General features: G+C 45.0%; 25 protein-coding genes and 1 pseudogene. 4 read left to right on the top strand and 22 right to left on the bottom strand.

Annotation, left to right across the window (positions count from 1 at the left end):
* Positions 1–98 precede the first annotated feature (98 nt).
* Genes BUA56_RS20085 through BUA56_RS24010 form a run of 3 tightly spaced genes read right to left on the bottom strand, consistent with a single transcriptional unit; the run spans position 99 to position 3,483 of the window.
* Entirely contained in the window at positions 99–2,654 is a 2,556-nt protein-coding gene (locus BUA56_RS20085) for a hybrid sensor histidine kinase/response regulator (protein ID WP_072854561.1), read from the bottom strand.
* Between the two features lie 5 nt (positions 2,655–2,659).
* Positions 2,660–3,136, bottom strand: a complete 477-nt coding sequence (locus BUA56_RS24015; protein ID WP_072854560.1) for an HD-GYP domain-containing protein — start codon at positions 3,134–3,136, stop codon at positions 2,660–2,662.
* Positions 3,133–3,483, bottom strand: coding sequence for a response regulator (locus tag BUA56_RS24010; protein WP_341443525.1), 351 nt, complete (start codon positions 3,481–3,483; stop codon positions 3,133–3,135). Before BUA56_RS24010 ends, BUA56_RS24015 begins: the two co-directional genes overlap by 4 nt.
* A gap of 139 nt (positions 3,484–3,622) precedes the next feature.
* On the opposite strand from BUA56_RS24010, the gene BUA56_RS20070 reads away from it, so the two are divergent.
* Positions 3,623–5,086, top strand: a complete 1,464-nt coding sequence (locus tag BUA56_RS20070) for a GntR family transcriptional regulator (RefSeq protein WP_072854558.1) — start codon at positions 3,623–3,625, stop codon at positions 5,084–5,086.
* Positions 5,087–5,202: 116 nt separating this feature from the next.
* On the opposite strand, the gene BUA56_RS20065 is transcribed toward BUA56_RS20070, so the two are convergent.
* The 17 genes and pseudogenes from BUA56_RS20065 to BUA56_RS19985 form a co-directional block, all read right to left on the bottom strand.
* On the bottom strand, positions 5,203–5,826 hold the full coding sequence (locus BUA56_RS20065) for a sugar O-acetyltransferase (protein WP_072854557.1): 624 nt from the start codon (positions 5,824–5,826) through the stop codon (positions 5,203–5,205).
* A 357-nt stretch (positions 5,827–6,183) separates the two neighbouring features.
* Positions 6,184–6,576, bottom strand: a complete 393-nt coding sequence (gene rpsI, locus BUA56_RS20060; RefSeq protein WP_072854556.1) for a 30S ribosomal protein S9 — start codon at positions 6,574–6,576, stop codon at positions 6,184–6,186.
* Positions 6,577–6,592: 16 nt separating this feature from the next.
* On the bottom strand, positions 6,593–7,021 hold the full coding sequence (gene rplM, locus BUA56_RS20055; RefSeq protein ID WP_072854555.1) for a 50S ribosomal protein L13: 429 nt from the start codon (positions 7,019–7,021) through the stop codon (positions 6,593–6,595).
* A gap of 253 nt (positions 7,022–7,274) precedes the next feature.
* Positions 7,275–8,030, bottom strand: coding sequence for a tRNA pseudouridine(38-40) synthase TruA (truA, locus tag BUA56_RS20050; RefSeq protein WP_072854554.1), 756 nt, complete (start codon positions 8,028–8,030; stop codon positions 7,275–7,277).
* Positions 8,031–8,033: 3 nt separating this feature from the next.
* On the bottom strand, positions 8,034–8,837 hold the full coding sequence (locus BUA56_RS20045; protein ID WP_072854553.1) for an energy-coupling factor transporter transmembrane component T family protein: 804 nt from the start codon (positions 8,835–8,837) through the stop codon (positions 8,034–8,036).
* Positions 8,838–8,843: 6 nt separating this feature from the next.
* A complete protein-coding gene (locus BUA56_RS20040; protein ID WP_072854552.1) occupies positions 8,844–9,692 on the bottom strand; it encodes an energy-coupling factor transporter ATPase in 849 nt (282 codons plus the stop codon).
* Positions 9,677–10,528: an energy-coupling factor transporter ATPase gene (locus BUA56_RS20035; protein ID WP_072854551.1), complete on the bottom strand. Its 852-nt coding sequence runs from the start codon at positions 10,526–10,528 to the stop codon at positions 9,677–9,679. The genes BUA56_RS20040 and BUA56_RS20035 overlap by 16 nt, the downstream gene beginning before the upstream one ends.
* 36 nt (positions 10,529–10,564) lie before the next feature.
* Complete coding sequence (locus BUA56_RS20030; protein WP_072854550.1) at positions 10,565–11,518, bottom strand: DMT family transporter; 954 nt, start codon at positions 11,516–11,518, stop codon at positions 10,565–10,567.
* Positions 11,491–11,949: pseudogene (locus tag BUA56_RS20025) on the bottom strand (GNAT family N-acetyltransferase); the annotation flags it as partial. The gene BUA56_RS20030 and the pseudogene BUA56_RS20025, both read right to left, overlap by 28 nt.
* 12 nt (positions 11,950–11,961) lie before the next feature.
* Positions 11,962–12,654, bottom strand: a complete 693-nt coding sequence (locus BUA56_RS20020) for an HAD family hydrolase (RefSeq protein WP_072854549.1) — start codon at positions 12,652–12,654, stop codon at positions 11,962–11,964.
* Between the two features lie 88 nt (positions 12,655–12,742).
* Positions 12,743–13,354, bottom strand: coding sequence for a ribosome biogenesis GTP-binding protein YihA/YsxC (yihA, locus tag BUA56_RS20015; RefSeq protein WP_072854548.1), 612 nt, complete (start codon positions 13,352–13,354; stop codon positions 12,743–12,745).
* Between the two features lie 23 nt (positions 13,355–13,377).
* Complete coding sequence (lon, locus tag BUA56_RS20010) at positions 13,378–15,705, bottom strand: endopeptidase La (RefSeq protein ID WP_072854547.1); 2,328 nt, start codon at positions 15,703–15,705, stop codon at positions 13,378–13,380.
* Positions 15,706–15,722: 17 nt separating this feature from the next.
* Positions 15,723–17,018 carry an ATP-dependent Clp protease ATP-binding subunit ClpX gene (clpX, locus tag BUA56_RS20005; RefSeq protein ID WP_072854546.1) on the bottom strand — a complete coding sequence of 432 codons (1,296 nt, stop codon included), beginning with the start codon at positions 17,016–17,018 and terminating at the stop codon, positions 15,723–15,725.
* Between the two features lie 89 nt (positions 17,019–17,107).
* A complete protein-coding gene (clpP, locus tag BUA56_RS20000) occupies positions 17,108–17,689 on the bottom strand; it encodes an ATP-dependent Clp endopeptidase proteolytic subunit ClpP (RefSeq protein WP_072854545.1) in 582 nt (193 codons plus the stop codon).
* Positions 17,690–17,721: 32 nt separating this feature from the next.
* Positions 17,722–19,008 (bottom strand): trigger factor, encoded by a 1,287-nt coding sequence (gene tig, locus BUA56_RS19995; protein ID WP_072854544.1) that lies wholly within the window; start codon positions 19,006–19,008, stop codon positions 17,722–17,724.
* A 167-nt stretch (positions 19,009–19,175) separates the two neighbouring features.
* Positions 19,176–20,057 carry a DUF975 family protein gene (locus BUA56_RS19990; RefSeq protein WP_072854543.1) on the bottom strand — a complete coding sequence of 294 codons (882 nt, stop codon included), beginning with the start codon at positions 20,055–20,057 and terminating at the stop codon, positions 19,176–19,178.
* Between the two features lie 7 nt (positions 20,058–20,064).
* Positions 20,065–20,625 carry a DJ-1 family glyoxalase III gene (locus tag BUA56_RS19985; RefSeq protein WP_072854542.1) on the bottom strand — a complete coding sequence of 187 codons (561 nt, stop codon included), beginning with the start codon at positions 20,623–20,625 and terminating at the stop codon, positions 20,065–20,067.
* Positions 20,626–20,732: 107 nt separating this feature from the next.
* On the opposite strand from BUA56_RS19985, the gene BUA56_RS19980 reads away from it, so the two are divergent.
* The gene (locus BUA56_RS19980) at positions 20,733–21,188 is read left to right on the top strand and encodes a CYTH domain-containing protein (protein ID WP_072854541.1); all 456 of its coding nucleotides are present in this window, start codon (positions 20,733–20,735) and stop codon (positions 21,186–21,188) included.
* Positions 21,189–21,217: 29 nt separating this feature from the next.
* On the opposite strand, the gene BUA56_RS19975 is transcribed toward BUA56_RS19980, so the two are convergent.
* Positions 21,218–21,469, bottom strand: coding sequence for a hypothetical protein (locus BUA56_RS19975; protein WP_207650955.1), 252 nt, complete (start codon positions 21,467–21,469; stop codon positions 21,218–21,220).
* Between the two features lie 149 nt (positions 21,470–21,618).
* Here BUA56_RS19975 and BUA56_RS19970 point away from each other — a divergent pair, with 149 nt between their 5' ends.
* Together BUA56_RS19970 and BUA56_RS19965 are read left to right on the top strand one after the other, a co-directional pair.
* Entirely contained in the window at positions 21,619–21,963 is a 345-nt protein-coding gene (locus BUA56_RS19970) for a helix-turn-helix domain-containing protein (RefSeq protein WP_072854539.1), read from the top strand.
* A 239-nt stretch (positions 21,964–22,202) separates the two neighbouring features.
* Positions 22,203–23,756, top strand: coding sequence for a Na+/H+ antiporter NhaC family protein (locus BUA56_RS19965; RefSeq protein ID WP_072854538.1), 1,554 nt, complete (start codon positions 22,203–22,205; stop codon positions 23,754–23,756).
* Between the two features lie 141 nt (positions 23,757–23,897).
* On the opposite strand, the gene BUA56_RS19960 is transcribed toward BUA56_RS19965, so the two are convergent.
* Positions 23,898–24,122, bottom strand: a 225-nt coding sequence (locus BUA56_RS19960) for a transposase (protein WP_072854537.1), incomplete at its 5' end; no start/stop codon positions are given.

Genomic DNA, 24,122 nt, shown 5'->3' with positions numbered 1-24,122 from the left:
GAAAAGCATAGAAAGTGAATACAATACACTGTGAGGGGCATAAGTCGACAGCCTATATAAACGCGTGCCCTCAGACACGCGTTTATAAATTATGTGTATCATAGGTATTTTTTCAGCAGGCGGATTAAGTCTTTGACATCAATAGGCTTCGCTATATGGGCATTCATGCCGCATTCCAGACACTGTTGGATATCCTCTGAAAAAGCATCCGCAGTCATGGCAAGGATCGGAACCGTTGAAGAATCCGGACGTTCCAGTCCTCTTATTGCCTTTGCCGCCTCGTACCCTGTCATATTGGGCATCCGTATATCCATGAGAATGACATCGTAATATCCCGTGGGTGAATCCCGGAACTTCTTCAGACATATCTGCCCATCTTCTGCCCATTCCAGTTTAGCGCCCAGGTCGGACAGCAGTTCCCTTGTAATCTCCCAATTAAGTTCATTATCCTCAGCAAGCAGGATACGCCGCTCAGACATATTTATATTTTTTTCCGATACCAGGTCCTTTGCTGCCTCACCCCCCATATACGGGCGGAGGCCATAAAATAAGGTTGATTTAAACAGCGGCTTGGAAATGAAACCACTGATTCCTGCGTCCCTGGCCTCTGCCTCGAATTCGCCCCAGTCGTATGCAGAAATAAGCAGAATCGGTATCTCACTCCCTAAATTATGCCGAATCTCTCTTGCAACCTGAAGACCATTCATATCAGGCAGCTTCCAGTCTAATAGAATAATTTGATAGTCGTCTCTCTTTTTGTGGCGATAGTTTGCCAATTCCACCGCCTTTTCTCCACTCAGGGTCCATTCTGCCCTAATTCCAATGGAACGCAGTGCGCCTGCGGCGGTTTTGCATAACAATTCGTCATCGTCAACTACCAGCATATTCCAGGGGGGAAGTACCATATCCACCTCTATGGCGGCAGCCTTTTCAAAATCTACCACAATATGGAATTCTGTACCTTTGCCAGGCGTGCTCTGTACATCGATTGTTCCTTCCATTGCATCCACAATATATTTTGTGATTGCCATTCCCAAACCGGCCCCCTCGGTTTTATGCACCCTGCTGCCGTCCGCACGGCTGTAGGATTCATATATTTTTTTCAGGAATTCCGTTGTCATGCCGATTCCATTATCCTTAACATTAATATGAATTCTCACAAAATTTTCTCCTTTTGGAGATTTTTCTTCTGACAGAGATAGCTGTATAGAGCCTCCTTCAGGTGTATACTTAGTGGCATTAGACAAAAGGTTAAGCAAGACCTGATTCAGACGTACTCCATCACACCAAACATTTTCGGTCAATATATTCTCAATATGTACATCAAAATATTGGGCTTTTGCCTTCACCTGAGGCTGCATAATACTAACAATGCCCTCAGTAACCTCTCTCAAAGAGATCTGCTCTGTTGTCAAAGTCAAGTTGCCGCTTTCTATTTTCGACATATCCAATACATCATTAATTAGCCCTAAGAGGTGTTTGCTTGACAATGTAATTTTCCTAAGACAATTCTTCACCTGTTCCCGGTCATTAATGTGTGCCGTGGCTATCGCAGTCATACCTACTATCGCATTCATAGGGGTTCGGATATCGTGACTCATATTAGCTAAAAATTCACTTTTTGCCTTGCTTGCCTCAATGGCCGCCTGACGCGCCTTCCCCAGCTCCTGCATCTGCATACGGGTCATGGAAAAGTAGCGGAGAAAAATCAAGGTCAGAAGGAGCAGCACAGAAACACAGGACAGCAATGTAATGAGTATACGCTGATCACTCAGGCTGTTTATAGTCTCGTCCAATACACCGTAGGGCATTACCCCAACTAAATACCATTCAGAATAAGGCAATGGCATACCATATATTTGCCGGTCCCCACCATTTACCTTGAGAATTGCACTGTACTTTTGATTGCCTTTCAGAGCATCAGCAAACCCTTCTAGACCAGTGTCTGAGAGTGATTGGTTTGCTGCTGAATTATGCTGCATCTGCAGCAGATTAAAGTATTCCCACAATTCAGTATTAGAATCGCGTATTACAAAACTGCCATCCGGCCGTATGATATGATAATACGTCAGTTGCCCCTCGTCCTCTAAGGAAAGAAACTCAGTGATATAATCCAGAGGAACAGCCGCTGTCAGCCCGATGCATTCCTCACCATTTTTCATAGGATAATCAGCCTCTACTCCAAATAATACCACTTCATTCCCAACCGCATCAACCCCTACGGCAACCCTTTGCTCTCCCTGCTGCAATGCCTCTACAAAAGGGGACGGATTAATTGGCTGTATGGATTCACCATAGAGAGTTTCAAAGTTTCCCTCCTTAGAGCAAATAGCTAAATAGTCAAATCCTCTGACCTGTGCTCTGTAAACAAGTTCCTCATATTGGCTCTCTCTGTCGCTGTTTTCTGCAGAAACCACGGATGTAATGCCTTCTACCTGAGCAAAACGCAGTTTAATGACATTCTCAAAGTGTCTGGACATTTGCTCATTCATTCCTGCCATATAAATTTCTCCAACTTCGTAAATAGTTTTTCTGCTTTTTCGATTCATATAGACTCCCAGCAGGCTGAAAACCACTACACTAAAGAGCAGAAGTCCAATGAAGCTGCACAGCAGAAAGTGCGTAGTTGGATTCTTATGTTGTCTGCTGCTCATTGATGCTATACCTCCCCGTATGACTGTAGGCGGGACAGAGAACTGCACCTTTTACGGGTGAGCAGTCTGTCATAATCTATTTTGTTTCTCATGCTGCGAATATATTTATCCTCTTGTGCTAGGGAGATATCCCTTAACTCGGTTTTAATCGTATCGGCTATTTCCAGAAGACATTGTATCAGAATTGGATTAAAGGTTCCGCATTGTCCTTCCAAAATCGTTGTCAATGCTTCGCTATATGTATAAGCTTTCTTATAGCACCGCTCGCTGATTAGAGCATCGTATACATCTGCCAAGGAAACCACCTGGGCTGAAATGGGTATTTCATCCCCCACTAATTTATCCGGATAACCGGTTCCATCATATCTTTCGTGATGCCACCGACAAATTTCAGAAGCCACTTTGACAAGAGGCAGTTCCTGCTGTTCAATGGGTAATTCTGACAGCATTTTTGCACCGATTGCCGCATGGGTCTTTATCACTTCAAATTCCTCCCCGGTAAGGCCCCCAAGTCGTAAGCACGTCTTATATTTGCGGGGGAATCATCCGCAGATATCATAATAACGGCAAATGTGTCGTTCCAGTGGTATCTGTTTATATAGGACAGGACCTCAAACCCATCCATCTCCGGCATCATAATATCCAAAAGAAGAAGCGAAAAATCCATTCTGTGCTGGGATAGAAGTGCTACTGCCGCTGCACCGTTATCTGCCTCCACAACCTCATATTGGTCTTCAAGGATATCAGCCAAAAGAGCCCTATTTATTTCTGAATCGTCTACTATTAAGATTTTTTGCTTATCCATTATTTTTAATCTCTCTCCTGTCATAATACGGTTTTATTATAAATACATTCTCTGTGGTCTCGCAATAATCATATTGGACAGGTATACATATAGCTGTGGTTTTTTTACTGACAATCCATCCTATACAGAGTATAATAAAATCAGAATGGACAGGAGACGAATTATGGAACCGCAAGAAACCAAGTTCTCATTTATCTATCATGAAATAAAGCAGCTCATTATAAATGGCCAGATTCCTCCAGGTAATCGTCTGCCATCTTCAAGGATGCTCTGTAATCAGTACCATGCAAGCCGCTATACGATTAACTGTGTTCTAGAGGTATTGAAAGATGAAGGATTTATTGATATAAAGCCGCGCCTTGCCCCAATCGTTCTCTCAGGAAAGAGTGCTTCAAGGGCCGGGGACATGGAGTTTGACATATTGAGAAAAAGAGAGAGTATTGTACAGCTATATAAGACCTTTGGATTACTATTACCGCCCCTTCTTGTCTTTGCTTCCCAGAACTTAAACTTAGAGATAATGCCTCATTACAAGCAGGCATTAAAAGCATCACGCCTTGGACTTTCCAAAGACGGGTGGAGATCTTCTTCTAAGTTTATAAAAGAGATATTAGAAATTGGGGGGAATCCCTTGCTTGCTAACCTATTTTCCACCTTTGAGCTTCATAATGATCTAAGCTTTTTTACAGAGGAATGTCCTTACTTTTTAGAAACCTTTCTGGGGCCCTCCCTATCCAATGCAGATGTTCTTGTAGATATTTTGAAAGGAAACGACCCTGCTGTTAAGCATAGGCAGTTAGTACATTTATTTCAAACACTTTCCGATTCCATTGCAGGCACTTTGGATCACTTAGCATGTATGACCTCTTCATGTCCTGCGCCTTTATCTGCTTCCTTTTTATGGAGACCAACGCGCGGAAAAGACTACTTTTACACAAGAATCGTCAGCGATTTGAACCAGAAAATCGGCAATGGCGAATATCCCTGCGGAACATATCTTCCTTATGAGAAACAATTAGCACACCAGTACGGGGTCTCCGTATCCACAATCAGAAAAGCATTGGGGGAACTAGCGCAGAGAGGTTTTGTAAAGACATTAAACGCTAAGGGCACTATTGTGATCGAACCGGACGATTCCAGGGTAAATCAGCTGCTTCCTAATCCAAGACGTACAGAAGAGGCACTCCAATACCTTTATGCACTCCAATTGCTGGCATTAATTATCTACTCTGCGGCTTTGATGGCGGCTCCCAAGTTTACTTCAAAAGAATTGGACGAATTATGTGATAAATTCTCACGGCAGGATTCCATTTGTATCATTGATATTTTCGAGGCGATTTTAAAACATATTGAATGGAAGCCTCTCCAAACTATATTGACAGAAGCATTCCGCCTTACGGAATGGGGTCACTATATCGCTTATTATGACACGAAAAAGCAAGTGCTTCAGAATCTCAACCAACAAATCATTGCAGCGGTTCTGCACCTGCAGGAAGGAAATGCAAAGGCATTTGCAGCCGGCATGAGAGATTGCTATCGTTATACATTAGAACATGCCAAGAAGTATATGATTAAAAAATACAGCTATTACCGGGCATCTTCTATTCGGATTCCGGAAATATATTAGGTGTTATCCGCACTTGTCCCCCAGGCCGGCTGCTTCGAATATGCAGGCATAAAGAAAGAGGCCGGAGTCTTCTTCCCGCCTCTTCCTTTATCTGTTTTCTGCTGAGCGCTTTCCTCTCACTCCAGCCGTTGTATTACATCCAGGACTTCATCATCAAATACTCTGTCTTTATATAAAAACTTCTTATCTTCCTCCGTGATTTTCCGAACCACTCTGCAGGGATTTCCCACGGCAACCACCCAATCCGGAATATCCTTAGAAACAACACTTCCCGCACCAATGACGGTATTGCTTCCGATATGAACCCCGGGGAGAATAACGGTATTGCCGCCAATCCATACATTGTCCCCGATGGTTACTTCAATTCCATATTCATACAGGGTATTCCTTGCTGTGGGATGCACCGGATGTCCGGCTGTATAAATTGCCACATTCGGGGCCATCTGACAATTATCCCCAATTGTCACCTTTGCCACATCTATAATCGTGCAGTTATAGTTTGCGAAGAAGTTTTTTCCAACCTCAATATGAGTGCCATAATCACAATAAAACGGGGGATTGATACATGCTTGTTCCGATTTGCCCAGTAACTCCTTTACAATTCTTCCGATTTCATCAAAGTTTGAAGGGTCTGCAGTATTCAGCCTATGCAGAATTTTTCTGCAAACCTTCTGTTCCTCCATGACGGATTCATCTGCAATATAAGCCATCCCAAGATCTCTGCGTTCCTGATTATTCAATCGTATGTCCTCCCTACCCTCGTCCCCCTGCCAGTTATAAACAGAACAAGCAGCAGACGAATTCCATTTTCATCTTTTTTATTGAGTATAATGCTTTATTTTGAATAATTTTACCTCTTTCAATTCCTGCGAAAGGTTTACCCTTATTTTTCACTTGGTTCAAATTAATCTGGACACTTTCGCCTCATCTATATCTGTTACCGGAATATCATCCCCTCCTTTAGTTATAATTATTTAACTATCAAGATAACTTGATTTTATCACAGTTCTCTAATAAAAAGAATTAAAAACTCCCCAAAACCAAAGTCCTGAGGAGTTGTGAGATCTTTTTGAAATTGGACGTTCTGAAACGTATGATTATCTCTTTGAGAACTGCGGTGCACGACGAGCTGCTTTGAGACCGTATTTCTTTCTCTCTTTCATTCTTGGATCTCTTGTCAGATATCCGGCTTTTTTGAGAACTGGTCTGAAATCATCGTCTGCCTGAAGCAGTGCTCTGGCAATGCCGTGACGGATAGCACCAGCCTGTCCGGTATAACCGCCGCCATGAACATTTACTAATACATCAAACTTATCAGCGGTCTCTGTTGCCACTAACGGCTGACGAACGATAACTTTTAATGTCTCTAATCCTAAATACTCATCAATGTCTCTTTTATTGATTGTAATCTTACCTGTTCCAGGTACTAAATATACTCTTGCGATAGATTTTTTTCTTCTTCCGGTTCCGTAGAATTTTGAATTAGCCAATGTTTTTTACCTCCTACTAAAATGTTAATACTTCTGGTTTCTGAGCTTCATGCTTATGCTCCGGTCCAGCGTATACGTGAAGTTTACCGATCATTGCTCTTCCTAAAGGTCCCTTTGGAAGCATACCCTTAACTGCAAGCTCGATTACTTTTTCAGGTTTCTTTGCTAACATTTCTCTTAATGTAGTTTCTTTCATTCCGCCTACATAGTCTGAATGGTGGTAATAAACTTTCTGGTCTAATTTTTTACCTGTAACATTGATCTTGTCAGCGTTTACAACGATTACATAATCTCCTGTATCGATATGAGGAGTATAGATTGGTTTATTCTTTCCTCTTAATACCTTAGCAATTTCAGATGCGAGACGGCCTAATGTCTGTCCATCAGCGTCTACTACATACCATTTTCTTTCAACCTTATCTGGATTAGCCATATAACTGTTCATGGTTTTACCTCCTGTTTTACATATGGATTCAATAATTTTTTAACTTAAAATCTATAATGTAAAATACCTTCGCCGGGGCAGGGACCGGGTATTTTCGCACTACGTCACATTGAAATATTATATTATACTCACCCACGTGTGTCAACAGGTTTTTTGCTTTTTTGCCATATTTTCTGCTAAATTTACCCAGAGAGACCTGTTAAGCGCTTCTGCCTCAATTCGGCAATGTGATATCATAACCTGTCTGCGATTCTCAGTATCTGGTTTCATCACTAAAATAACGCACTCCAACCAATGTCAAACCCCGGGCAGGCGCTGTATTGCCGGCCGTCTTCCTGTCCCTGGCCTCAAGTATCTCCTTTACATACACCGGCGGATACTTCCCACATCCTACTTCCATCAGAGTTCCTGCAATAATACGCACCATATTATAAAGAAATCCCATACCTGTCACCCGGATAATAATCTCATCGCCGTTCTTTTGTATCGTCAGACCGGTAACATTGCGCACTGTAGTTTTCACCTGGGCGCCGGTACCGCAGAAACTCTTAAAGTCATGCTCACCAATGAGATGTTCTGCTGCCTCTCTCATCTTTTCCACATCCAGCGGAACATACGTAAAATAAGAATAAAACCGTTCCGTAGGAATCGGAAATCTCCGGTTGAGGATTCGGTACTCATACGTCTTTTCACTTTTCTGGTATCTGGGGTGAAAATCCAGAGGGACCTCCTTTGATTCCTGAATCCGGATATCCTCAGGCAGTCTCTGATTCAGTGCGTAGGAGATCTTCTCCCCCGGCATTCTGCTGTTAGTATCAAATACCGCTGCATTCCCCAAGGCGTGTACCCCTGCATCTGTCCTGCTGGCCCCCAAGACAGAGACGGGCTCTTTCAGCAGTTCACTCAGATGCCGCTCTAAAACTTCCTGTATGGTAATACCGTTAGGCTGCACCTGCCATCCACAGTAATTTGTCCCGTCGTATGCGACTACAATCATAACACGCTTCATAAACTACCTCCCCAGGATCCGGATTACGATACTGCCCGCCAGATAGAGAAGCATGATTCCGTATGCGGCCAGATCCCTGGATGCATATTTCAGCGGTTTCATCTGCGTTCTTCCCTCGCCGCCATGGTAGCACCTGGCTTCCATGGCCATGGCCAGATCATTGGCCCGGCGGAACGCCGAGATAAACAGAGGAACCAGGAGAGGAATCAGCGCCTTTGCTTTCTTTATCAGATTCCCGCTCTCAAAGTCTGCCCCCCTGGCAATCTGGGCCTTCATGATCTTGTCCGTCTCCTCCATAAGGATGGGAATAAAACGCAGAGCAATGGACATCATCATAGCAATCTCGTGAACAGGAACCTTAATCCTAGTCAACGGCCTCATAAGCTTCTCCAATCCGTCCGTCAGCTGATTGGGCGTCGTTGTAAGTGTCATGACGGAAGATCCGATAATCAGATAAATCAGCCGTATTGCCATTTTTCCTGCCTGCAGACACCCTGCATCTGTTATTTTAAAGATCCAGAACTGCACCAGAATAGTTCCCGGTGTAAGAAACAGATTAAAGGCTACGGTAATCAGAAGAATCATAAAGATGGGCTTAAGTCCCTTTACCATAAATCCAAAGGGTACTTTGGATATTAGAATCATTGCCCCTAAAAAGGCCGTAGCCAGCAGATATCCCTCCCACTTGTTGGATACAAAAAGGGATACCAGAAAAATCAGTGTTCCGATAAATTTTACCCGGGGATCCAATCTATGTAGAATGGAATCTGCGGGATAATATTGTCCAATTGTTATATCTCTTATCATAATGATCTACTTTCCCAACGCCTTTAATATACTTACCCGGGCTTCCTCCACTGTAGTCGCCGTTTCATCTACCGGTATGCCCTTTTCCTTCAGTGCATGCATAATATAGGTAATCTGGGGGGCTGCAAGCCCCATTCCCTCCAATTCTCTGTAATGGGAAAATACTTCCTTGGGCGCATCATCAAATGCAACCTTCCCCTTGTTCATAACAATAATCCGTTCGACATATTTGGCTATGTCTTCCATGCTGTGGGACACCAGAATAATAGTAATCCCCCGCACACTGTGGAGTTCCGCAATCTGATCCAGAATCTCATCTCTGCCTCTGGGATCCAGTCCGGCCGTGGGTTCGTCCAGAACCAGTACATCCGGGTTCATTGCCAGAACCCCCGCGATGGCGGCCCTCCGTTTCTGTCCTCCAGACAGTTCAAAGGGAGAACTGCTGTAGAATTCCTCCCCCAGACCAACCTGGGCAAGCGCCTCTTTTGCCCTTTCTTTTGCCTCATCCGGGGACAGCCCCTGATTCTTGGGCCCGAAACAGACATCTTCCAGCACACTCTCCTCAAACAGCTGATGCTCCGGGTACTGAAAAACCAGTCCCACATGGCTTCTCAGAGCCTTCAGAGGGTAATTCTCCCCCCATATATTTTCCCCGTTGTAGAGTACAAGTCCTCCCGTAGGTTTCATCAGACCGTTAAAATGCTGAATCAAGGTCGACTTTCCGCTGCCTGTATGACCGATAATTCCCACAAACTGCCCGTCCCGTATCTCAAGATTCACATCCTCCAGGGCATGCATCTCATATACAGTTCCCGGACTGTAGGTATAGGTTACATGTTCTAACTTAATTGACATATCGCATTCACCAACTCATCTATTGTTAAAATTCCTTCTGGTATCTGAAGCCCCGACGTTCTCAGTTCATGGGCAAGAAGCGTGACCTGGGGGACATCCAGACGGTAACTTTTTAATGTATCTACCTGGGAAAATATCTCTCTTGGAGTCCCCTGCATTACAATACTTCCCCGGTCCATAACGATAACCCGGTCAGCAAAGATTACCTCTTCCATATAGTGGGTAATCAGTATTACAGTAACCCCTTCTTTTTTATTAAGTTCTCTGACTGCCTGCAAAACTTCCTTTCTCCCGTTGGGATCCAGCATCGCCGTAGGCTCGTCCAGAACAATACATTTTGGCCGCATAGCCACCACTCCGGCGATGGCCACTCTCTGCTTCTGCCCTCCAGACAGCTTATTCGGCGAATGATGACGGTAAGCAGTCATCCCCACTGCACGCAGACTTTCATCTACCCGTCTCCAGATATCTTCTGTGGGAACTCCCATATTTTCCGGTCCAAAGCCTACATCTTCTTCTACAACCGTCCCGATAATCTGGTTATCCGGATTCTGAAATACCATGCCTGCTTTCTGACGAATCCTCCAGAGTTCCTCTTCATTCTCTGTACTCATGTGATCCACCCATACCGTTCCCTCCGTGGGTATAAGCAGGCCGTTTATATGTTTTGCAAGAGTAGATTTGCCGGAGCCGTTGTGTCCCAGAACAGCAATAAACTGCCCAGCCTCAACATCCAGATCCACCCGGTCAATGGCTCTGCTTGTCTCCTCTACTTTGCCCTCATCGTTATATTTCAAATACTCAAACACCAGTTTGCTGGCTTTTATAATACCCATAGTAATTCCTCTTCTGCTTCTAGGATAAACTTCACTTTATTGTATCCGATTTGCTCTCCCTTTACAAGTAATTTGCACATTCACTGCAATGATTCCCAGGCTGACACAGGCGAGTGCTGCCATATTTTTAAGGGTAAACGCATTTTCCCCAAGAAATACAGAAGATAATAAAATACCGAATACAGGGATCGTAAACCCATATATAGATACCTGCCCAACGGTATTATATTTTAACAAAAGGGTCCATACGGAAAATGCGGCGCTGGAGATAAACGCCATATAGACCAATAACAGGATACCCGGAAGAGTAAATTGCTTTACCTCCCCGCCCAGCACCAGACCGATCCCTATCAGCACCAGCCCCCCTGTTAACAGCTGATACGCCGTGATAGTAAACGAGTTATCCCTGTGGGCAAAGGTTTTTACGTACACTGCTGCCATGCCGTAGGCCAGACAGGAGATGAGCATAAATCCTTCCCCGGAAAAGGAAAACCCGCCTTCCAGACCGCCTTTTGAGTAATTTATTATTACAACGCCTGCAAATCCCAAAATACAGCCGAATCCCTTTTTCAGATTCATCTTTTCGTTCCTGATAAAAAAATGTGCCAAAAGAATGGAAAAGAAAGAATTGGACGCAGATAAAATAGCGCCTTTTACCCCGGTAATGTTAGCAAGGGCAAGATAAAAAAATACGTACTGCATTGTTGTCTGTATCAGTCCCAGTACCACAACCTTGCCCCAAATCTCTTTTTTGGGAAGGGGCAGCTTTCGGGCGGAGACTCCAGCTATCAGCCATGTCATCCCCCCTGCCAGGGTAAAACGATATCCAGCAAAAAGTATCTGGCTCCCTGTGTCATCTCCCGCAATCTGAAACAGCCTGTACCCATTTTTTACACAGGGGTATGCGCTTCCCCACAGCAGTGTGCAGAACAGAGCCAGAAAACAGATCACCCAAGGCTTTGTCAGGATGTCAGTATTTCTTTTTTCCATAGTTCCCCCTCTTTCGTAAATCCAAGTTTCCGGGCCAGCGCCTCAGAGGCCTGATTCCTTCTGTCAATGCGACAGAAAAGCTCCTTTATCTCCCGATCCCGGGCAGCCTCTATCGCGATCCGGCAGGCTTCCCAGCCATATCCCTTCCCTTGAAAGGAAGGTCCTATCATATATCCCATTTCTATTCCCATGATTCCATCTTCCTCCTGCCGGCCGGGTTCGAATCCCACCTGGCCTATAATCTCTCCCGTATCTTTTTTTATTACCGTCCAAAATCCCATATCGCACAAATGATACATATATTCTCTGTAGGAAGGAAATGCCTCCAGTTCTTCTTCCTCACTTTCCTTCATCCGGCATCCCCAGTCCGCCACTTCGGGCTCCTGATACATCTTCCACAGGACAGGGATGTCTGCTTCTGTCATCTCCCTGACAGTTACCCTTCACGTTTCCCCGATAACCACTGGCTCCTTCCGGCTTCTGCGATATACTTTTTCCATAAAACCGCCGTCAATTTCTTCATACCCTTCCACAATGATCTCAGCAGTACTCAGATCCTGTTCTCCTGAGTCAGGGTTATAGTATCCCACACAGCAGATCCCGGCGGCTTTGGCAGCCCGGCATCCATTTGTGGAATCCTCCACAACAATACATTCTTCTGGCGAAAGTCCCAGCAGCTTTGCAGTCCTCAGAAAGATATCAGGTGCAGGCTTGGGATTCCTGACACTCTCACCGCTGCAGATCACATGAAAATATGGCTCCAGTTCCAGAGACCGGACCACATCCCGAATATAAGGTTCCGGCGACGAGGACGCTATGGCCAGCCGGTATCCTGCTTGCTTAAGACGCCCCAGGAGTTCCGGCACTCCCTCAATTAGAGGATATCCTCTCTCCTTCATCACCTTCCACTTGATCGCTTCATGCTCTTCCATCAGCTTTCTGTCATCCTTGTCCACTCCATAGGCCTCACTGAGTAGATTCATGAGAAATCCGGCGGTGGATCCAATGCACGGTTTATAGATCTCATAGGAAAGATCAACTTTTCTCTCCTTCATTGTCATTTTCCAAATTTCGTAGTGAACCGGCTCCGAATTAATCAGAACTCCGTCCATATCAAATATAATCCCTTTCAGCATACATTCTCTCCTGCAGTTTCTTCTATAAATAAAACCGCTTTTCCTCTGTTTTCTCCAGAGGAAAAGCGGCCTTTTTAATTTCTCACTGTCACTCTACGGTTTCACAATCCTTCTTCTCTTCCAGAATAGAATCCATAAGCTCCCAGATCTCGTCTCTTCCCTGTTTTGTCGCAGAAGAAAACGGAATAATCTGGGTTCCCGGAACCAGTTCCAGTCCCTGGCGTAACATTTTAATATGCTTTTGTATCTGGCTTCTCTTTAATTTATCCAGCTTAGTGGCAATGATAATCGGCTGATATCCGTTGTAACGAATCCACTCGTACATGGTTTTATCGTTCTTAGAAGGCTCGTGCCGGATATCTATCAGCAGAAAAACCGCTTTCAGCATCTTTGAGCCATGCAGATACCGTTCAATCAGATGCCCCCATTTTTCTTTCTCAGCCTGGGACACCTTCGCATATCCATACCCAGGAAGGTCCACCAGGTACATACTCTCGTTTACATTATAGAAATTAATGGTCTGTGTCTTACCCGGCTGGGAACTGGTTCTGGCCAGTGCCTTCCGGTTCATCAGCGCATTAATCAAAGATGATTTTCCCACATTGGACTTCCCGGCAAACGCTATTTCCGGGCGGTCATTTTCAGGCAGAGTGCTCGTCACACCGCACACAATATCCAGGGATACATTTTTTATTACCATTTTTTCCTCCGTTTTCCGGACTGCTAGTCTTCTTTTCCTGCCAGGGCAATATCCAGAACCTGGCTCATAGTATCCACATAGGCGATGTCCAGGCCCTGAGTAATCTCCTGACTCATCTCTTCCACATCCGGCTTATTCTGTGCCGGCACTACTACTTTCTTAATCCTGGCATTTTTAGCTGCCAGCAGCTTTTCCTTCAGCCCTCCGATTGGCAGAACCCTTCCTCTGAGCGTGATCTCACCGGTCATAGCCACATCGGCCTTCACCGGTGTGCCTGTAATCGCCGATATCATAGCAGTCGCCATCGTAATACCCGCGGAAGGTCCGTCCTTAGGAACTGCACCCTCCGGTATGTGGATATGTAAATCATTCTTCTGGAAGAATTCTGGTTCTATCCCATACTCTGCGGCGATAGAACGGATGTAACTGATCCCCGTCTGGGCAGACTCTTTCATCACATCTCCCAGCTGACCTGTGAGAAGAAACTCTCCCGTCCCAGGCATCAGGTTTACTTCAATCTGTAGGGTATCCCCTCCTACACTGGTCCATGCCAGACCTCTGACAATACCAACCTCGTCTGTCTCATTTTTCATCTGATACGTATACACCGGTTTTCCCAGATACGTATCCAGATTTTTCACAGTAACTGAGACCTTGTTCTCGCCCTTCTCCAGAATCTCACGGGCTGTCTTCCTGCAGATCTCACCGATCTTTCTCTCCAGGCTTCGGACTCCGGCCTCTTTTGTATACCCATGGATCATCTCTTTCAGCGCTTTGTCTGTAAGAGACAGCTGGCCTTTGTTCAGGCCATGGGCCTTTATCTGCTTGGGAATCAGATGTTCCTTTGCAATATGCTCTTTTTCATTCTCGGTATAACTGGTGACTTCTATAATCTCCATCCGGTCCAGCAGCGGCTTAGGAATTGTCTGCATATCATTGGCTGTAGCAATAAAAAGCACTTCAGAGAGATCCAGAGGAATCTCTACATAGTGATCCCTGAACTTATTATTCTGCTCGGAGTCAAGCACCTCCAAAAGTGCAGATGAGGTATCCCCTTTATAATCACTGCTGACTTTATCGATCTCGTCCAGGAGCATAAGCGGATTTTTCACTCCCGCCTGCTGCATTCCGGAAGCAATCCTTCCGGGCATTGCCCCTACATAAGTTCTCCTGTGTCCCCGTATCTCAGCTTCGTCTCTCACGCCGCCCAGGCAGATACGTACATATTCCTTGTCCAGCGCTCTGGCTACTGACTTAGCGATTGACGTCTTGCCGGTTCCCGGAGGCCCCACCAGACAGAGAATGGGGCTTTCCCCCTTCTGCGTCAGAGTGCGGACCGCAAGAAACTCCATGATACGCTCTTTTACCTTTTCCAAGCCATAATGGTCAGCCTCAAGAATCTCATTTGCTTTCTTAAGATCCCGATTATCCTCAGACGCCTTATCCCAGGGAAGGCTCAGAAGAGTCTCAATGTACCCTCTCATCACCGTACTCTCAGCAGCGCCGCTGTTCATATTTTTAAATCGATCTATCTCTTTTATAATTTTTTCCCGGATCTCTTCAGATGCCTGAAGCTTCCTGGCTTCCTCGATAAATTGCTCCGCATCCGTCTGGGTATGATCTTCCCCCAGCTCCTCCCGGATCAGTTTTAACTGCTCCCTTAATATATATTCTCTCTGATTCTTATCAATCCGCTCTTTTACCTTTGTCTGAAGATCTATGCGGATCTCCATAATCTGAATTTCATTTGAGAGCACTAACCCCAGCGCCTCGTACCGATCCTCCAGAGAAATCCCCTCAAGAATTCTCTGGCGGTCAGTATAAGGCAGGGGAAGGTGGATAGCGATCTGATCCACCAGTCTTTCTATGTCTTCCATCTCCAGCAGCTGTGCTGCCAGTTCTTTGCTAATCTTGGGATTCTCGGTACAGTATGTGATAAATAATTCCTTCAGGTTTCTGAGCATGGCCTCTTTCGCATTATCGCTTAGCGCTGTCAGATCCTGCTGGTCAAAGGCAGCAACCTCTGCCTCCAGATATTTATCATTGTTCTCCAAACCGAGGATTTCTGCCCGTTCTATCCCCTCTACAAGGATCCGCAGGGTATTCTTTGGTGCTTTTACTACCTGCTTAATTTCAGCAATGGTTCCGATCTTGTATAAATCTGCCATTCCCGGATCTTCTGCCTCCGGGTCTCTCTGGGTAACCAGATATATTACCTGATCCTTCATCATCGCTGTCTCTACTGCTTTGATAGATTTGTCCCGGCTGATATCGAAGTGGACAATCATACCGGGAAGAATCGTGGTTCCTCTAAGGGCGATAGCGGGTAATATTCTCATTAAGTCACTCATTCTCGCACTTCCTATTCTTAAGCGGTTTCGCCTTTTCCTCTTTTCTTTGCTGAAACGGCCCTTCTGGGCGTGGGTCCTCCCTCTCCCCGTGTAATTTCAGGTTCTCCGTTTCCTTCCACTACCTCTTTTGTAATAATGCAGGAACGGATGGTATCGTCAGACGGAGCCGAATACATGATATCCATCATAGTGTTCTCCATAATTGCGCGGAGCCCTCTGGCTCCTGTCTTCCGTTCCATGGACTTCTCGGCAATCGCCCGAAGGGCCTCCTCCTTGAAATCCAGCTCCACTCCGTCCAGCTCAAACAATTTTTTATACTGGCGTACCAATGAGTTCTTAGGCTCCTTTAAAATCTTCAGCAGAGCTTCCTCATCCAGCATATCCAGAGACACAACTACCGGCACACGGCCGACAAACTCAGGGATCATGCCGAATTTTACGAAGTCCTGGGGCATTGCCTGTTTTAAAAGCTCTCCCACATTCTGTTTTTCTCCTGTGCGTATCTCTGCGTTAAATCCTATAGATTTGGTATCTTTTCTGGAATCAATAATCTTATCCAGCCCCTCAAAAGCACCGCCGCAGATAAATAAGATATTTGTGGTATCGATCTGGATAAAGTCCTGATGAGGATGTTTCCTTCCTCCCTGCGGCGGTACATTTGCCACCGTACCTTCCAGAATCTTGAGAAGCGCCTGCTGCACGCCCTCCCCGGAAACATCTCTGGTAATAGAAGCATTCTCAGATTTTCTTGTTATCTTGTCAATCTCGTCTATATAAATAATTCCATACTGGGCACGCTCAATATCGTACTCTGCAGCCTGGATGATTTTCAACAGAATGTTTTCCACATCCTCTCCCACATACCCTGCTTCTGTGAGGCTGGTGGCATCTGCAATTGCAAAAGGCACATTCAGAAGCTTAGCCAAGGTCTGCGCAAGAAGTGTTTTTCCCGAACCAGTAGGTCCAAGCATCAAAATATTACTCTTCTGAAGCTCCACATCAGTGCTTTTGCCTGCCAAAACTCTTTTATAGTGATTATATACAGCAACAGAAAGTACCTTTTTTGCATCCTCCTGTCCGATTACATATTCATCTAAAAATTCCTTTATCTCCTGTGGCTTCAGCAGATTGATGGAGGTGTCATCCACCTCGTCATACATCTCGAACTCCTCATCAATAATCTCTGAGCAGATTTCAATGCACTCGTCGCAGATATATGCTCCGTTTGGACCTGCAATTAGCTTTCGCACCTGTTCTTCCGGCTTTCCGCAGAAAGAACATCTGATTTTTGGTTCATTTCCCTTTATTGCCATAGTTATATCCTTTCTTCAGTCTGGCATACCTGTGGGTTAAGAGCTACATAAGACCCCCGCTAATTTAGCAGGAGTCTTATCTGAATGAATTATCTGTGCTCAATCACCATATCAATCAGGCCATACGCCTTGGCTTCCTCAGAGGACATATAATTGTCTCTTTCGGTATCCGCAGTAATAACCTCAATTGGTTGTCCTGTATTGGCAGCCAGAATAGTATTCAATTTCTTCTTGATCTTCAAGATATGTTCCGCCACAATCTCGATCTCGGTTGCCTGTCCCTGCGCTCCGCCCGAGGGCTGATGGATCATAATCTCGGCATTGGGCAGCGCCATACGTTTGCCTTTGGCTCCCCCTGCAAGCAGAAAGGCTCCCATACTTGCAGCCATACCGATGCAAATGGTAGATACATCACTCTTAATATAGTTCATCGTATCATAAATAGCCAGTCCTGCGGTTACGGACCCTCCGGGACTGTTAATATACAGCTGAATATCCTTTCCCGGATCTTCTGATTCCAAAAAAAGGAGCTGGGCAACTACCAGGCTGGCAGTCACATCGTTTACTTCTTCGCCTAAAAAGATGATTCTTTCTTTTAATAGTCTGGAATAGATGTCGTAGTTTCTCTCTCCCCTGCTCGTCTGTTCAATGACATATGGTACTAAACTCATGAGAACTCCTCCTATTCATATTCAACACGCTTTTAAACCTCTTTTGCAGCCTCGGCAATTAATGTTACGGCCTCCTGAACAGCCATATCTTTCTTCATCTGTTCTTTCTCGTAATCTCCCATTAATTCCTTTAATTTGTCAGCTTCCATCTTGTACATCTCAGCCATCTTCTGAATCTCTTCATCTAACTTTTCATCTGCGATCTGGATATCTTCCGCTTCCGCAATTTTCTCTAACACCAGCCTGCTCTGGATGCGCTTTAACGCCTGCGGTCTCATCTGCTCCTGAAGCTTTTCAGCATCCAGGCCTGTAAACTGGAAATACTGTTCAATGGAAAGTCCCTGTGACTGGATTCTTCTTGCAAAATCATCCACCATGTTGCGGATCTGGTTCTGTACCATTGGCTCAGGAATCTCCATAGAAGCATTTTCAATAGCCTTATCTACTACGGCATCCTCTTTTGCACGCTTAGCCGCTTCCTCTTTCTGAACTGCCAGCTTTTCTTTAATATCATTTTTGTACTCTTCCAGAGTATCGAACTCGGATACATCTTTAGCAAACTCATCGTCTAATTCAGGAAGTTCTTTTACCTTAATAGACTTCACAGTGCATTTAAATACAGCTGCTTTTCCTTTTAACTCTTCTGCGTGATAATCTTCCGGGAAAGTAACATGAACTTCCATCTCTTTCCCAAGCTCAGCCCCTACCAGCTGCTCCTCAAATCCGGGAATAAATGCGCCGGATCCAATCGTCAGAGGATAGTCCTCCCCTTTGCCTCCCTCGAAAGGAACGCCGTCCACAGAACCGTCAAAATCAATGGTTGTAATATCCCCATTCTCCACAGTCCTGTCATCTACATCGATGGTTCTGGAGTTATTCTCCTGCTCTTTTTTTAATTCTGCTTCAATCTCTTCTTCTTTTACTTCTAAATCAGCCTTTTCTACTTCCAGGCCTTTGTAATCTCCCAATGTTACTTCCGGCTTCACAGCCACTTCTGCTGTAAAGATAAATGGCTTTCCTTTTTCCAGCTGTGTTACATCGATCTCCGGCTGTGATACCACATCCAGTTCACTCTCTTCCACTGCTTTGGAATATGCTTCCGGGATCAGGGCATTGGCAGCATCTTCATAGAAAATACCGGCACCGTACATCTTTTCAATCATAACACGTGGAGCTTTACCTTTACGGAAACCAGGGATACTGATCTTGTTTTTATTCTTAAGATATGCGCCCTGAATTGCTTTTTCTAACTCTTCAGCAGAAACCTCAACCGTCAGTTTCGCCATGTTCTTTTCTAACTTTTCTACCTGTAAACTCATTTTTAAACAATTCCTCCTTAATTCTATGTGATACGCTTAAAAAAGGGGCTTCCAGTATGGCAGCCCCTTTTTTTTCGTTACACTTTCCCATACTTACAGTCATTAAAACAGTATAGCACAAGCTTTTCAAAAACGCCAGTATTTTTTCAGACCTAATTGGGAAATTTTTATGAATTGCTCTGCCGGAAGCCAGGCAGCTCCCAGTCCTCTATATTGTCCGTCAGCTTAGCATGTCTGCGCAGAACCGCGTACAGCTCTGCATTTGTAGCAGACATATAGGGATGTACATAGAAAATATTAGCCAGCTGCAGGGTTACTGTCCCAAGCAGACTCCACAGAATGAAGGACAGATCCAGAACAAAAGTATTCCACTTCTGTCCATCCATCATTATTCTGCTTAATTCAAATGCTCTTCTTCTGTCAATCTTAGGATTCTCACAGAGGATATAGGGCACCATGCGGTACTCATAGCTTTTCACAATACCCGGAACCACCAGCAGCAGGCTCCACAGCGCCGTGAACAAGTCTACGCAGAACATGGTTGACGCTATGTTTCCATAGCCGTTTGCAAATCCGTATGTAATTTCTCCTACCCGTGTTTCCTGCTGCCGGTTTTTCATGAAATATCTTTTGCATCCCACATTCAGAGGATTTCCGATTAATATCCTGAAACAAATCATCAGCACGGAAAATACCAGTGGGACAGCATACAGCATAACTATAAACGGTGCTTTGATAAATTTGGAGACCATCTTCCCCACCGCGCCCATCTTTTCCAAAGGACTTAAGGTCTCGTCCGCGAGTCCTTTGGCGCTGTCGATAAAGGAGTTGTGAAACAGGCTGTTCACAATGCCGGTTGTTCTCTCTGCCTCCCCCCGAAAATGTTCTGCGGCTGTCTCCTGCCTGTGCTGCGCCCCCCCTGCGGATCCAGAATTGTTTCCGAATTCATTTGTAAAAAGAAAAGCTGCAAGGCATACCACGACTGCCCCCCAGTAAAACCGGGAAAATGACTTTTTTGCTCTGCTTTTTAATTCTAATCTTGTCCACATACCTCTGTCATTCCTTTACGTGTCCATAAATAATGGATTCCTTAATTTCCTGTGCCTTTTCCTCGCCGGCCAGTATTCCCGCCAGGGCAAGTGCAAAAGGTATTGCGGTTCCAACCCCTCTGCTTGTAATTATATTCCCGTCAACTGCGACTCTCTCCGAAGTTATAGACGCCCCACGCAGCCGGTTTTCAAATCCGGGATAGCAGGCGGCCTTTTTTCCCTCCAGCAGTCTCAAATCTCCCAGGATACTGGGCGCTGCACAGATAGCACCAATTTTTTTCCCTTCCTTATAAAAGTTCCTCAGCTGCCCGGTAAGCAGGCTGCATGCTCCAAGGTTCTTTGTTCCGGGCATTCCTCCCGGCAGTACCAGCATATCCATCTGCGAAAAATCTACACTTTCTATCGTACAGTCTGCTTCTACTTTTATTCCATGGGCCCCCTCTACGGAAAGTCTTCCATGAACGGAAGCCATACAGACATCCTGATCTGCCCTTCTCAGAATATCTACTACCGTCAGGCCTTCAACCTCTTCAAAACCATCTGCCAGGCATACGCATACTTTTGCCATCTGTTTGTCCTCCTTACTTTTTCCACTATTCTATCACGGTGCCGGACAATTGGCAACCAGCGCACTTTCTGTTATACTGATGAAAAAACAGAAAAGAGGGATCCCATATGGAAATAGAAAGAAAATATCTGATACACCACTGTCCGCTTTCCCTGGAGCAGTACCCCAGCCACCGGATACAGCAGGCTTATCTGTGCACAGACCCCGTAGTCCGCGTGCGCAGGCAGGACGATTCTTATATCCTTACCTATAAGTCCAAAGGCCAGATGGTTCGGGAGGAATACAATCTCCCCCTGAATCAGACGGCCTATGAACATCTGCTGCAAAAAGCAGATGGTATTGTTCTCACAAAGACAAGATATGTCATCCCCCTGGATGAGGTTTTAACCATTGAGCTGGATCAGTTTGATGCCCCTTACGAAACCCTGTGCCTGGCAGAGGTAGAATTCCCCTCTGTGGAAATGGCAGAAGCTTTTCTTCCGCCCTCCTGGTTCGGGGAAGATGTCACTTTTACCGGCAAATACCATAACAGCTATCTGAGCGCTCCCGATTCACACTTTTAAAGAAAGGACAGGTACCCTCTGACGGGTACCTATCCTTTTTCTGCCAGCCTCCTCTGAATTCGTTCCATGGTCTGCTTTTTCATCCTTTCTGCTTCCTCCTCCGAAATCCAGGCTTCCTTTTTCGCCATAGACTCCACGATCTTTCCGTAGCAAATGGATATCTTCAGAAATAGAAATGACAAGATTCTTAAAAAAATGTTCTTACTTTTCCTCCATTTAATGCCTAATTCCATCAAGTGATACATACGGCTCTCCCCTTCCTCAATCTTCTTACGTTCCAACACATCTTTATTCTGTAGAATTATGCTGTTTCTCCTGCTAATTATTACATTTTAGGATTCATTTTGTTGCATTAAAAGAAATCTGCTTTTATTCTTGATACAATTGCTCCTAGATTCCATACTTAACTGGAAGATTTTAGGAGGCTATTATGGATTTTCAAACTAACCTGCGCTGTCTACGCAAAGCAAAAGGACTCACCCAACAGGAGATGGCTGATATCTTCAATCTCCAGCGCCAATCTTATTGTAATTATGAAAACGGGCACCGAATGCCGCCTATGGACTTGCTGGTAGCAATGGCCGATTTCTTCTCTGTATCTTTGGACGTTCTCGTAAGAGGAACCGTGGCTCTGGAGGATCAGCATAACCCTACATTACCCGTATTGACCCGGGAAACCATTTATATTTTGACCGCTTACCAAAAGCTTCCTCCATCCACCCGAAAAGAATTGATCGATTACCTTACCTTTAAATTAGAACGTCTCTCCGATTAATACTTATTTTATCATCTGGGGAATTAATTTGCAATATAATATATTGCAATTGCATATTTCGACAAACATTGCGTATTTTCTACTTTTTCTTTTTTTTATAGACAATATATCTCAAAATATATTATAATGTGACTATCTTAATACTGTTGGAGGGATCTATATTGAAGAACAAGAAGAAGAAAAAGAAGATGGCCCAAACTGCATTATTATATGTGCAGCAACGGAAGGGGGTCTGTTAGATGGAAGCGTTACAAATGCCTCACTTCGGCTGGTGGAGTATTCTTCCTCCCCTGATCGCAATTATTCTGGCACTGATTACCAAAGAGGTTCTTTCCTCTCTTATCATTGGGATCCTTGCCGGTGCTCTAATCTACAGTCACGGAAATCCGATTACCACATTAGTCAATACGTTTACTATTATGGGTGATAAGATCGGCGGAAATGCAAACATTCTAATCTTTTTAGGGCTCCTGGGGGCTATCGTTGTTCTGGTTACCAGGGCAGGAGGATCTGCCGCCTATGGGCAGTGGGCGATTCATCACATTAAAACAAGACGAGGCGCAAGTCTGGCCACTGCAGCGCTGGGATGTCTGATATTTATTGATGATTATTTTAACTGTCTCACCGTAGGTACGGTTATGCGGCCGGTAACAGATGAGCACAGGATCTCGCGGGCCAAGCTTTCCTACCTGCTTGACGCCACCGCCGCCCCTATCTGCATCATTGCCCCGGTATCCAGCTGGGGAGCATCGGTTGCCACTTATATCTCAGATGCCACCGGAGGCAACGGGATGACTACATTTGTCAAAATCATTCCTTATAACCTCTATGCACTGGCTACCATTCTCATGATTGTTATCATCTGCACAACACGGATCAACTTCGGCCCAATGGCCAGATTCGAAAAGAACGCCATTGAAAAAGGAGATTTATTCTCCAGCGATGATACTATCAGCGGTGCGGAAGTACAGAAGGGCAATTCCAAAGGAAAAGTGATTGACCTGGTTATCCCCATACTGGCTTTAATCGTTTTTACGGTCCTGGCCATGGTGTATACGGGCGGAGGTTTTACCGGCGAAGCTTCCTTTACAGAGTCCTTCGGCAATTGTGATTCCTCCCTGTCCCTTGTGCTGGGAAGTTTTTGTGCGCTGATCGTAACCTTCCTGCTGTTCATACCCAGAAAAGTATTGAATTTCACTGAATTTATGGGCGGTATAACGGAGGGAATTAAGTCTATGGTTCCATCCTTTACGATTTTAATTTTAGCCTGGACCATCGGCGGTGTGTGCAGCAGTGATTATCTTAACACCGGCGGTTTTATCGGAAATATGGTGAATGATTCTTCCTTCCCTGTTTTCATTCTGCCTGCTATTATCTTCCTGGTAGCGGCGTTTTTGGGGTTTGCAACCGGAACCTCCTGGGGAACCATGGCTCTTTTGATCCCTATCGGAGCTGCCATCTGTACCCCATCCAATACCGCACACCTGCTGTTCCCTGTATTGGGAGGCATTCTTGCCGGTGCAGTTTACGGAGACCATATTTCACCTATTTCTGACACCACCATACTCTCATCCACAGGGGCCGGATGCAACCACATTGACCATGTATCCACACAGCTAGTCTACGCCTCTATTGTAACTGCCTGTGCCTTCGTGGGCTACCTGGTTATGGGGGTTCTGAACAGCCCGTATATTCCTTTACTAATTACTTTTGTTCTGTTAATTGCTACGCTTTTTGTATGCGATAAAATTGGCAAAAAGAAATATCCTATTGATTATTCTTCCGTAAAATAAACTGAGAAAAGGGGCTGTGAAAAAATGGAGTTGCTCTAACTCCATTTTTTCAGCCCCTCTTTATTTTGTGGAAAGCGTAAGAAAAAAGCAGTAAAAAGCGCATAATCCCCCTTACCCCAACAAACGTGCGCTCTTTCTTCTTTAAGCCACTTCCCGGAGTCTCATCTGCTTATTATAGATTTTATAGAGATTATGGCCGATAGAAACAAGAAATATCTCTACTCTTACCGAATCCAGTCCTCTTCTTACAATTCGCTTATACCTTCGGTCGTATTTGATGATTCCAAATGTCCCTTCTGCCTGGATGGAGCGGTTCATGCGGAGCAACGCCCCATGGATACTCTGAAGATTATCCAATACCTCCTG

It is taken from the genome of Lactonifactor longoviformis DSM 17459, from assembly GCF_900129135.1.
Taxonomy (GTDB): Bacteria; Bacillota; Clostridia; order Lachnospirales; family Lachnospiraceae; genus Lactonifactor; species Lactonifactor longoviformis.
The sequence above is the reverse complement of the archived record's forward strand: the minus strand, read 5'-3'. Positions and strand labels throughout refer to the sequence as shown.

Bases quoted from the DNA above. Each gene is read 5' to 3' on its own strand.
- BUA56_RS20085 (WP_072854561.1), bottom strand. From the start codon at position 2,654: ATGAGCAGCAGACAACATAAGAATCCAACTACGCACTTTCTGCTGTGC.
- BUA56_RS24010 (WP_341443525.1), bottom strand. From the start codon at position 3,483: ATGACAGGAGAGAGATTAAAAATAATGGATAAGCAAAAAATCTTAATA.
- BUA56_RS20070 (WP_072854558.1), top strand. From the start codon at position 3,623: ATGGAACCGCAAGAAACCAAGTTCTCATTTATCTATCATGAAATAAAG.
- rplM (WP_072854555.1), bottom strand. From the start codon at position 7,021: ATGAACAGTTATATGGCTAATCCAGATAAGGTTGAAAGAAAATGGTAT.
- truA (WP_072854554.1), bottom strand. From the start codon at position 8,030: ATGAAGCGTGTTATGATTGTAGTCGCATACGACGGGACAAATTACTGT.
- BUA56_RS20045 (WP_072854553.1), bottom strand. From the start codon at position 8,837: ATGATAAGAGATATAACAATTGGACAATATTATCCCGCAGATTCCATT.
- BUA56_RS20040 (WP_072854552.1), bottom strand. From the start codon at position 9,692: ATGTCAATTAAGTTAGAACATGTAACCTATACCTACAGTCCGGGAACT.
- BUA56_RS20035 (WP_072854551.1), bottom strand. From the start codon at position 10,528: ATGGGTATTATAAAAGCCAGCAAACTGGTGTTTGAGTATTTGAAATAT.
- BUA56_RS20030 (WP_072854550.1), bottom strand. From the start codon at position 11,518: ATGGAAAAAAGAAATACTGACATCCTGACAAAGCCTTGGGTGATCTGT.
- BUA56_RS20020 (WP_072854549.1), bottom strand. From the start codon at position 12,654: ATGCTGAAAGGGATTATATTTGATATGGACGGAGTTCTGATTAATTCG.
- yihA (WP_072854548.1), bottom strand. From the start codon at position 13,354: ATGGTAATAAAAAATGTATCCCTGGATATTGTGTGCGGTGTGACGAGC.
- lon (WP_072854547.1), bottom strand. From the start codon at position 15,705: ATGAGTGACTTAATGAGAATATTACCCGCTATCGCCCTTAGAGGAACC.
- clpX (WP_072854546.1), bottom strand. From the start codon at position 17,018: ATGGCAATAAAGGGAAATGAACCAAAAATCAGATGTTCTTTCTGCGGA.
- clpP (WP_072854545.1), bottom strand. From the start codon at position 17,689: ATGAGTTTAGTACCATATGTCATTGAACAGACGAGCAGGGGAGAGAGA.
- tig (WP_072854544.1), bottom strand. From the start codon at position 19,008: ATGAGTTTACAGGTAGAAAAGTTAGAAAAGAACATGGCGAAACTGACG.
- BUA56_RS19990 (WP_072854543.1), bottom strand. From the start codon at position 20,057: ATGTGGACAAGATTAGAATTAAAAAGCAGAGCAAAAAAGTCATTTTCC.
- BUA56_RS19985 (WP_072854542.1), bottom strand. From the start codon at position 20,625: ATGGCAAAAGTATGCGTATGCCTGGCAGATGGTTTTGAAGAGGTTGAA.
- BUA56_RS19980 (WP_072854541.1), top strand. From the start codon at position 20,733: ATGGAAATAGAAAGAAAATATCTGATACACCACTGTCCGCTTTCCCTG.
- BUA56_RS19970 (WP_072854539.1), top strand. From the start codon at position 21,619: ATGGATTTTCAAACTAACCTGCGCTGTCTACGCAAAGCAAAAGGACTC.
- BUA56_RS19965 (WP_072854538.1), top strand. From the start codon at position 22,203: ATGGAAGCGTTACAAATGCCTCACTTCGGCTGGTGGAGTATTCTTCCT.